8 protein-coding genes and 1 other RNA gene are annotated in these 6,617 nt (G+C 71.0%); 4 read left to right on the forward strand and 5 right to left on the reverse strand.

Annotated features, from left to right (window positions below):
- Positions 1–95: 95 nt before the first annotated feature.
- On the reverse strand, positions 96–554 hold the full coding sequence (locus G6R24_RS16650; RefSeq protein WP_163550158.1) for a GNAT family N-acetyltransferase: 459 nt from the start codon (positions 552–554) through the stop codon (positions 96–98).
- Positions 555–687: 133 nt separating this feature from the next.
- Entirely contained in the window at positions 688–1,515 is an 828-nt protein-coding gene (locus tag G6R24_RS16655; protein WP_163550159.1) for a hypothetical protein, read from the reverse strand.
- Positions 1,516–1,581: 66 nt separating this feature from the next.
- Here G6R24_RS16655 and G6R24_RS16660 point away from each other — a divergent pair, with 66 nt between their 5' ends.
- Positions 1,582–1,785, forward strand: coding sequence for a hypothetical protein (locus G6R24_RS16660; protein WP_163550160.1), 204 nt, complete (start codon positions 1,582–1,584; stop codon positions 1,783–1,785).
- A complete protein-coding gene (locus G6R24_RS16665; RefSeq protein ID WP_217451546.1) occupies positions 1,782–2,492 on the forward strand; it encodes a creatininase family protein in 711 nt (236 codons plus the stop codon). The genes G6R24_RS16660 and G6R24_RS16665 overlap by 4 nt, the downstream gene beginning before the upstream one ends.
- Before the next feature lie 466 nt (positions 2,493–2,958).
- Here the strand turns inward: G6R24_RS16665 and ssrA are convergent.
- Positions 2,959–3,324: a transfer-messenger RNA gene (ssrA, locus tag G6R24_RS16675) on the reverse strand.
- Positions 3,325–3,559: 235 nt separating this feature from the next.
- Between ssrA and G6R24_RS16680 the strand changes: the two genes are divergently transcribed.
- The gene (locus tag G6R24_RS16680) at positions 3,560–4,033 is read left to right on the forward strand and encodes a VOC family protein (protein WP_163550163.1); all 474 of its coding nucleotides are present in this window, start codon (positions 3,560–3,562) and stop codon (positions 4,031–4,033) included.
- A 23-nt stretch (positions 4,034–4,056) separates the two neighbouring features.
- On the opposite strand, the gene G6R24_RS16685 is transcribed toward G6R24_RS16680, so the two are convergent.
- Positions 4,057–4,686 (reverse strand): DJ-1/PfpI family protein, encoded by a 630-nt coding sequence (locus G6R24_RS16685; RefSeq protein ID WP_192029165.1) that lies wholly within the window; start codon positions 4,684–4,686, stop codon positions 4,057–4,059.
- Positions 4,687–4,723: 37 nt separating this feature from the next.
- Between G6R24_RS16685 and G6R24_RS16690 the strand changes: the two genes are divergently transcribed.
- Positions 4,724–5,452: a YoaK family protein gene (locus G6R24_RS16690; RefSeq protein WP_225438631.1), complete on the forward strand. Its 729-nt coding sequence runs from the start codon at positions 4,724–4,726 to the stop codon at positions 5,450–5,452.
- 9 nt (positions 5,453–5,461) lie between these two features.
- On the opposite strand, the gene G6R24_RS16695 is transcribed toward G6R24_RS16690, so the two are convergent.
- Positions 5,462–6,617, reverse strand: a 1,156-nt coding sequence (locus tag G6R24_RS16695; RefSeq protein ID WP_420840671.1) for a THUMP-like domain-containing protein, incomplete at its 5' end; no start/stop codon positions are given.

A 6,617-nucleotide genomic window follows, 5' to 3' on the forward strand; every position in this document is an offset into this window, starting at 1 on the left:
CCTACCCCACAGCATTCTCCGCGATCCGGGCACTCTATTTCTATTCCATGAGTTCTGCATAAGCCTCGCGGTCTCGGCTCATGCGGCTCGGCTCATCAGATTTCCGTCCGATAGAACACCTTTCCCGTATTCACGGTGAAGCCCTGTGCACGGTAGAAACTTTGCGCTGACTGGTTGTCGAGGTCGGTGGTCCATTCGATTCTGCTGCAGCCGGTTTCGGTGGCGATGCGGCGGAGGTGGTCCATGAGGAGGCCTCCGATGCCGCGGCGTCGGGCGTGTTCGCGGACGTAGAGTTCCTTGAGGAAAAGCGACTGGGTTACGCCCGCGGCCGGCCAGAGGAACGCGTAGGCGGCCATGCCCAGTACCTCGTGGTCTTCGCGTGCCAGTAGCACCGCGGGAGAGGTCTGGCCGGACAGGAGCAGCCTGCGGATGTGGGCGAGGCGCTGGGGGCGGGGGTCGGTGGGGGGCGCGCCGTAGAAGGTGTCGAGGTCCTGCATGAGGTCGGTCAGCGCGTCGGCGTCGGCGATGGAGGCGGCTGCCACGGTGATCGTCATTGTGGCGAGTCTAGGGTCGGCCGGTCATTCTGCGCCGGCAAGTAGATCATGGAGGTCGCGGACGGACGGCAGTGTTCTGTCGCGGGGGGTGACCGCCTGGGCGATCTCGCGGGCCCGGCTGACGATGATGCCGTCACGTTGCTGCGCGGGCAGGTCCAGCAGTACCTGTGCGGCGTGGCTGGCGCCCGCGGCGATCTCGCCGTCGTGTAGCAGGCAGGCGGCCTGGTCGAGGTGCACCAGGGCCCGGTCGAGGTAGTCGTCGGTGGGGTAGAGCTCCAGCGCGCCGCTGGGCTTCCCCGGCGCGTCGGCTGTCGTGCAGGTGGGTGAGGGCGTTGCCGTGGTGGAAGCGCAGTTGCGCTTCGTTGTAGCCGAACGCCGAGTCGGTGGTGTCGTCCGGGGTGAGAGCGGACAGGATCGTTTCGGCTCGGGTGATGGCGGTGTCGGCGTCGGTGGGATGGCCGAGGATCGCGTGGGCGCGTGCCTCCAGGGCCGCGGCCAGCACCGCACCGACGCAGACCGTACGTCCGGCCGCCGCCTGGGCCTGCTGGGCGACGAGTGCTGCCTGCCTGACGTCGAAGGTGTAGAAGATCGTGTACGCGTCCTGGGCGCGGACCCAGGAGCTCAGGGCGGGGTCCCCGGCTTCGTCGGCGGCGAGGCGAGCGGTACGCCCCCAGGATCGTGCGGCGTGGCGGGCACCGAGCTTGAGGAGAGTCAGGCTGATGAGTCCGGCCATCTGGGCGATTGTCCGGGTGAGGCGGCGCGTCACGCTGGCGGGATGCGGGCGGGCGAAGGCTTCCGACAGGTCGGTGAAGTCGGTGGTGAGGTCGTCCAGCAGCAGGCGAGCGGGCTGGTAGCGCGTGGCTCTCCCGTGTGCCGCGACCAGGCGGTCCCAGTCGTCGAGGCTTGCCATGCTGGTCGAGGTGGTGAGGCTGTCGGTCACCTGCCGGCGGAGCTGTTCCAACGCGGTCAGGTCGTCGGTCTCGGTGAGCTCGACGTGGCTGCCTGTCTGGTCCTTCGGTCCGTCGTCTTGCCCGGCCGCCCGGCCGAGGCAGGGGCCGAGGGCCTGCGTGCGCTGGAACTCGCCCAGACCACAGGCTCCACCCGCGCCGACGCCCTGCTCGACGGCATGGCGGGAGCGCTCACGGGAAACGATCGTGTGGTGGAGGTCGGCCAGTTCCTCGCCGCGCGCCGGGTCGTGAGCGCCGCCAGGAGGAGACAGCCATTCCTATGATCACCACGGCGACCAGCGCCGAGGTGGCGCGAGCCGGAGCACGGGCGGCCGTGTTGCCGGTGGGCAGCTTCGAGCAGCACGGCGCCCATCTCCCCCTCACGACGGACACGTTGATCGCCCAGGCGATCGCCGAGGCTGTGGCTGACGCGTACGGTCTGCTGCTGCTCCCCCCGATCACGTTCTCGTGCTCCCACGAACACGGCTCCGCACCGGGAACCGTGAGCATCTCCTCCACCACCCTGACCGCGGTCATCCACGACGTCGCCGCATCGCTGCGCCGTTCCGGCATCCCCGTGCTGGTGCTCGTCAACGGGCACGGCGGCAACTACGTCCTGAGCAACATCGTCCAGGAAGCCAACGTCGACGGGCCGGCCATGACCCTGTTCCCTGGACGGGCTGACTGGACGGCGGCGCGTACCGAAGCCGAGCTGGAGACCGACGGCCATGACGACATGCACGCCGGCGAGCTGGAGACCTCCATCCTTCTCCACGCGCACCCTGACGTCGTCCGGCCCAGCTGGGAGAGCGCAGATGAGGGCGGCGGCCCGCGCCCTCATCTGCTCATCCATGGCATGCAGGCGTATACCCGGACCGGAGCGATCGGCCGCCCCTCCCTCGCCACCGCCGAAAAAGGCAAACGGCTGCTGGACAGCCTGGCCACCCTGATGGCCGACCACCTCGACACGCTCGGACTGCCTGGCCGCTGACCGGTCGCGCACTGGCCTCCGCCAGCACTCCGAGCCGCGCCTGGCCACTCGAACATGGAATGGGGCTATGCGCCCGAGGTCTGGGCATACGCGGACCAGGTGTGAGCGTGATTTGGCATGGCCTTGTCGGTGGGCGACGAGATCGGCGTGGAGTTGCTCTCCCCCAAGCGGCTCCACGACCTCCGACACGGCTCGGTTTCGATCATGCTGTCCAAGGGAGTCGACATCACGATCGCCTCGAAGGTCGTCGGTCACTCTTCGACGTCGGTCACCGCGAACCTGTACGCGTATCTGCTGCGGTCGACCGGCCAGCAGGCGGCGGAGACGGTGGCTGCCGCGATCCCGCGCACAACGGTTCGTCCTCACCCTGTCCTCACCACCGGAACCAACGGCGGCGGGATCGTGAAGGGCGGAGGCTTCGGGCCTGGTCAGGGGCCTGCCCGTAAAGGACAGGCCCCTACCAAGCGAGTGGAGGTGGCGGGAATCGAACCCGCGTCCTCCGGCACCGAACCAGGGCTTCTTCGGGCGGAGCCTGCTACTTGTTTCTCGGCCCCGTCAGACTCGCAGGCAAGCTGACATAGGCCCAGTCGCTGTTTGGTTTTCCGCCTTGCCCCGCGACCGGGCCAGGCGGTGATCCTCCTAGCGACGCCAGACCCTGGGCCGGAGGAACTCCCAGGCTGACGGCTAAGCTACTTAGGCCGCGAGGGCGTAAGAGCTAGCAGGCTGCGTGTTGTTGGCAGCTGTTTTTTCGAGCGGAGCGTTAGCGAGATAACCGCTCATCCTCGACCCGCTTCCCCTGTCTCGACGTCCGAAGTCGAAACCGATCACCCCCAGGCACGACGGTACTGAGGATCGAGTCTACCCCAGGACCGCACGGACGCCGCCCCGCCGCGAGACCATGGCAGCACGAGAGCATGGCAGCACGAGAGCATGGCAGCACGAGACCACGGCGGCACGAGAGCATGGCAGCACGCGCGCCGCGGCGGGCATGTCCGGGCGCCCGGGATAGTTGTATCGGCAACAACGTTCGTGCGGGCACCTCGTCCGCCGCCTTCGGGGAGAGCATCGTGGCCATCAAGGAACTGGGGCACCTCGTCCTGTACGTGCGTGACCTCGAACGCTCCGTCACCTTCTACCGGGACGTCCTGGGCTGGCGCCAGGTGTTCCCCTACCCGGCGGACGACAGTGGCGGCCCGCTGCGCGCGCCGGTGGCGGCGTTCTCCTCCGGGCGGACCCACCATGAGCTGCTGCTCATCGAGGTCGGCGAGGATGCGGCCGCCGTCCCGGCCGGGCGCCGGCTCGGCATGTACCACTTCGGGCTGAAGGTCGGTGACAGCGACGACGAGCTGCGCGCGGTGCTGGCGACGATCCAGCGCGCGGGCGTCCAGATCGTCGGCGCCTCCGACCACACCGTCACGCACAGCCTCTACATCCTCGACCCGGACGGCAACGAGATCGAGCTGTACATCGACGTCGCGGACGCGGACTGGCGCTCCGACCCGGCCTTGGTCGCCGCCCCGATCCGTCCGCTGCGCCTGTAGCGAGCCGGACGGCGGGCGGCGTCCTACCGGAAGCGGCTTCTCGCGCGCTGCGCGTCGACGAGGTCGGTAGGGGCGGTGGCGGGCGAACCGGCGTCGTACGGCGGCTGCGGGTCGTACTCGATGCCCAGTTGGATGCCCTGCGCCCGCCGGTCCCCGGCGATGCGGCCGGCGAGCGCGAGCGCCATGTCCAGCCCGGACGACACCCCGGCCGCGGTGACGTACTTGCCGTCGAACGTCACCCGCTCGCAGCTCGGGACGGCACCGAGGGCGGCCAGGGCATCCACGGCCAGCCAGTAGGTCGCCGCCCGCCGCCCGCGCAGCAGGCCGGCGGCGGCGAGGATCAGCGAGCCGGTACACACCGACGTCGTCCAGGTGCTCGTCCGGTCCACCGCGCGCAGCCAGGCGTGCACCGGGCCCTCGGTCATGTGGTCGCTCTGGCCTGGCCCGCCGGGCACCAGGACGACATCCGGGCTCGTCACGTCGGCGAGCGATGCGTACACGGTCAGGCCGAGGCTGCCGGACTCGTCGCGTACCGTCCCGACCCGTTCGCCGACGAAGACCACCTGCGCGTCCGGTAGCTGCCGCAGCACCTCGTAGGGCCCGATCGCGTCCAGAATCGTCACCCGTTCGAACAGCAGGATCGCGATCCGCATGTCCGCTCCTCGCCCTCGCCCGGCACTCCCAGTCACTTTGGGTGACACTACGCCGGTGGTGGCGTCCGAGGAGGCGGCGGACCAGCGGGAGACAGCGGACCGGCGGGTGTGGCTGCTGATGGTGATGGCCGGTCTGACCGGCCTGGTGGACGCGACCAGCTACCTCGGGCTCGGCCACGTGTTCGTGGCGAACATGACCGGCAACGTCGTCTTCCTCGCGTTCGCCCTGGCCGGCGCCCCAGGACTGTCCGCCGACCTGTCGGCGCTGGCCCTCGTCGGTTTCCTCACCGGCGCAGCCCTCGCCGGCCGGATCGGACGGCATTCCACACCCGGACGGCACTGGCTGCTGGTCGGAATCGGCGCGCAGGTCATCCTGCTCGGCGCGGCCCTGCTCGCGGCGATCCTCACCGACGCCGTGGGCACCGGCGGTGGGCACGACTCGCGGCTGCGGTACGAGGTGGTCGTCCCGCTGGCGATGGCGATGGGCCTGCAGCACGCGACCGCGCGGCGGGTGGCCGTCCCCGAGGTTCCGACGAACGTGCTGACCACGACCCTGACCGGCCTGGTCGTCGACTCCCGCCTCGCCGGCGGACCCGGCTTCCACGCCCCCCGCCGCCTCGGCGCGCCCGCGGCGATGTTCGGCGGCGCTCTGCTCGGCGGCGCCTGCCTGCTGCACGTCGCGGCCCTCATCCCGCTCGCCCTCGCCACCGCACTCGCGCTGGCCTGCCTGCTGGCGACAGCCCTCGGACGTCCACCCGGCTCCTGAGCGCGGCCGTCAGGCGCTGCCCTCAGTCCAGCCGGGCGGCGACGGTGGCAGCGGCAGCGATGGTAGCGGTGGCAGCGATGGCAGCGGTGGCGGTGGCGGTGAGGCTGGCGGCGATGGCGATGGGGTTGGCGGCGAGACGGGGACGCAGACCAGGGCCCACGGTTGGTCGCGTAGCCGGGTCATCATGACGGTGACGGCGGGACCCCCGGGAACCAGGTCGCCGCGGCGCGGAAGCAGGCGGCGGCGCAACGCGTCGACGTCACCGGCGAGGCCACGCCGCCGGATCTCCAACGACCCGATGCCGCGGGTACGCAGCAGCGCGCCCAGCCGGCGCACGTCGAACGGCAGATCGGCGTCGATGCGCAGCAGGCGCGCGAACGGGGTGTCCACCGGATCGTCGGACGTCAGAAAGGCGATCATCGGGTCGATCTGCCAGGCGTCCAGGCGGCGCGCGAGCTCCCCCACCAGCCCGGCACGGGTCACCGCGGGGCTGGGGTCATACAGATACCCGCCGGGAGCGCCGAGCCGGCCGTCCGAGTCCGGCGCATCCGGCTCCCCCACCAGGCTCACCGTTCGCTCCGGCCCGGCCACACCCACTGGACCTGCCCCACCCATGGGAGCCGCCCCGTCCACGGGGCCTGCCGGGCCTGCCCCGTCGGCCGGGTCTGCCGGCGCCTGCTTTGACGGTTCCGCGGAACCGTCCGACGGGACGGGGCGCAGGATCGTCGCCCGGCGGCGGGCGGAGGCGAGCGCGGGGGAGAACAGGACGGCTTCCTTGAGGTCCCGGCCGGCCGCGACGAACTCGATCTCCCAGCCGGACGGCACCACCGCGACGTCGATCCCCGGGGCGGCCTTCACCGCCACCGCGGCGACCTGGTCCACCAGGGCGAAACACCACGGCAGCGGGGGTTCGCAGGCGGACGATCCCAGCCGCCGATCCCCGGCCCGCCGCGCCGGATCGACGAACACCCCGTCGAACCCGACAAGATCAATATCCCGGACGTCCGCCAGCCGCGTCCCGACCCGCGCGCTGATCCCCGCCCCCGCATCCCCCGCGGACGTGACACCGGACGTGCCGTCAGCCCGCCCCGCGCCGCCGAACCCGGCGCTGTCCGTCGCGGCGCTGTCCGTCGCGGCGCTGTCCGTCGCGGCGCTGTCCGTCGCG

The sequence above is a fragment of the Candidatus Frankia nodulisporulans genome (assembly GCF_902806475.1).
Classification (GTDB): domain Bacteria; phylum Actinomycetota; class Actinomycetes; order Frankiales; family Frankiaceae; genus Frankia; species Frankia umida.

Coding starts and splice junctions, on each gene's coding strand:
- G6R24_RS16650 (WP_163550158.1), bottom strand. CDS start 554: ATGACGATCACCGTGGCAGCCGCCTCCATCGCCGACGCCGACGCGCTG.
- G6R24_RS16685 (WP_192029165.1), bottom strand. CDS start 4,686: ATGCGGATCGCGATCCTGCTGTTCGAACGGGTGACGATTCTGGACGCG.
- G6R24_RS16665 (WP_217451546.1), top strand. CDS start 1,782: ATGATCACCACGGCGACCAGCGCCGAGGTGGCGCGAGCCGGAGCACGG.